The organism is Aeromonas finlandensis, assembly GCF_000764645.1.
GTDB lineage: Bacteria > Pseudomonadota > Gammaproteobacteria > Enterobacterales > Aeromonadaceae > Aeromonas > Aeromonas finlandensis.
In genome coordinates, this window is sequence record NZ_JRGK01000186.1 from 1 (window position 1) to 2,181 (window position 2,181).

Below are 2,181 nucleotides of genomic sequence, written 5' to 3' on the forward strand. Positions count from 1 at the left end.
CCTCCAGGATGTGCCGCAAATGGACGTGTAAAATATACCTTCTTGGCCCCTGCCTGCATTAGTATTTTCTGAGCCATCAAACTACCAGCATGCAGACTTTGGTTATCTGAAAATGACAATTTCTTGCTCGGATGACCATTTTTTGTGATATGTCCATCCATTGAGTCCCTGCCTTTTATCATCATTGTCAATGACTTCCGATGAGCCGTAACCTGACCAACCAAGCCGGAGAAAAGATAATGTAGTGGCTTAGGTAATGTCATATCAGAAATGGTATAACCGGCACTTTCATTCATCATACCTGACACCATTGATATTTCACGGCCACTGCCAACAGTCTCAGACATAACACCGATCGCAGCAACAACAGGATCAACAAACAACTGTTCACCTACATGATTGAGACCGCTATTACGAAGAATCATAGGAGTCCCTAACCCGCCAGCAGCAATAACAACCTTTTTACCAAAGACACGATAAACTTGCCCATCTTTGATGTACTCAACACCCATAGCAAGGCCATTTTCGACAATGACTCTAGTCACTTTCGCATAACATTTTAGTTCAGCGCCAGCGCTAACTGCATGACTAACCAACATGCCAGGATGCCACTTTGCACCATATGGACAACCATATATGCAACGATGACATTCCACCCTGCATTTTTCTTGATAAATAAATTTATTTAATCTTTCCCAAGGCAAACCTAACTCCATTGCAGCATTTTCCAACCGACTGGCCATTGGGCCAACCAAATGGTCACCTAAGGTATCAATAGGGATTTGATTTTGTAAAGATTGGAATGGCTGCGACAATTCAATACCATACTTGTCAAACATAGCCACTGGGGGAGGATAGGCAGTTGCAAAATTTATGGCTGCGCTACCACCAACCGTTATACCACGCAGGATTGTAAATAACTCTTTATTTATAAAAAAACCCTTCCCTGGTGTGCCGCTAACACGAAATAAAGAACTGATATTACCGAATGAGACATCGCCCCCCCACTCCAATATCAGGACCTTTAATTTCTGTTGTGCCAATGGCAAAGCAACAGATGCTCCACCAGGGCCTGTTCCTACAATGATTACATCATACAATAGAAATCCCTCCACTTTATTTAATATTAGCTTTAAACCAAGCTAAAGATTGCTTCACTGAGTGTTTAGTAATATCTTCAATGGTTGGACAAGATAGTTTGTCATTCAATGCCAGGTTAATATCATTTTTTGTAAACGCGATAGGGTTAACGTTATAAATAGCATGTGCATTTTGATACACAGAGTAACCATTCACTTGACTAAACATCACCGCTACACGCCACAAGGTCCTTTTCTCTGGCTCAATATAACAACCTGTCGCATTATCATGTGGTGTACTATTTTTTGATTCTTGGATGATGTTATCAACGTTATCAACGTTATCAACGTTATCAACGTTATCAACGTTATCAACCTGAGCTAAACCATCATTTTGTTCCTTGGTTACATCTGCATTGTCAATATTAGCTATGTCGTGTTTAGGTTGGGTTGGCATCGATGATGTAATCTCTACATCGATTTTATTATTGGGTATCATAGTATCTGCCAATAATAAATTATTGTCGACAAGCTTGACCGTATCGTTCCTCTCTGGAGAGGGCTGCTCGGACATAGCCACAGACTCAGGTTTGACATCCAAGGCGGAGAGATTTTCTGGTACGCTTTGGGGTTTACTTTTTTTCTGACTAGTTAACTTAAACTGCTCAGCAGAACGAAGCATTTCTATTCCATGCTTCTTATCTATAGATGAAATCAGCTCCTCTGGCGGACAAGTCAATAAAACATCTTTCATCTTGAATATATCATTATCTAGGAATGCATCAGGGTTGAATAGAAAAACAGCATATAGGTTTTGATAAACTGAGTAACCATTCTTTTCGCTCAATAACGAACTGATACGCCATAATGTCCTTTTCCTCGGTTCAATAAAGCATCCGTTATCCTTATATATTATCTTGGGTGATTTAATTCCATCTGTTTTTTTTGGGCAAACAATACTGGATAATGGTGTTGTCATCACAACATCAGATCTTTTATATACTAAAAGATCCGTGCTATCAAAATCATCACAGGGGAGATATATCTGAAGTGTATGTTCACCAGAAAATGAAAGACGCTGTAGTTCAGATAACATACCACC

General features: G+C 39.8%; 2 protein-coding genes. Both read right to left on the minus strand.

Translation table 11 applies throughout. The features are described 5' to 3' along the window. The coding region (locus LD28_RS23040) for a GMC family oxidoreductase N-terminal domain-containing protein (RefSeq protein ID WP_156120212.1) at positions 1-1,100 on the minus strand (1,100 nt) is incomplete at its 3' end. Positions 1,101-1,116: 16 nt separating this feature from the next. Then, positions 1,117-2,181 (minus strand): LysM peptidoglycan-binding domain-containing protein (locus LD28_RS23420; RefSeq protein ID WP_206538753.1); only part of this gene is annotated, 1,065 nt, incomplete at its 5' end.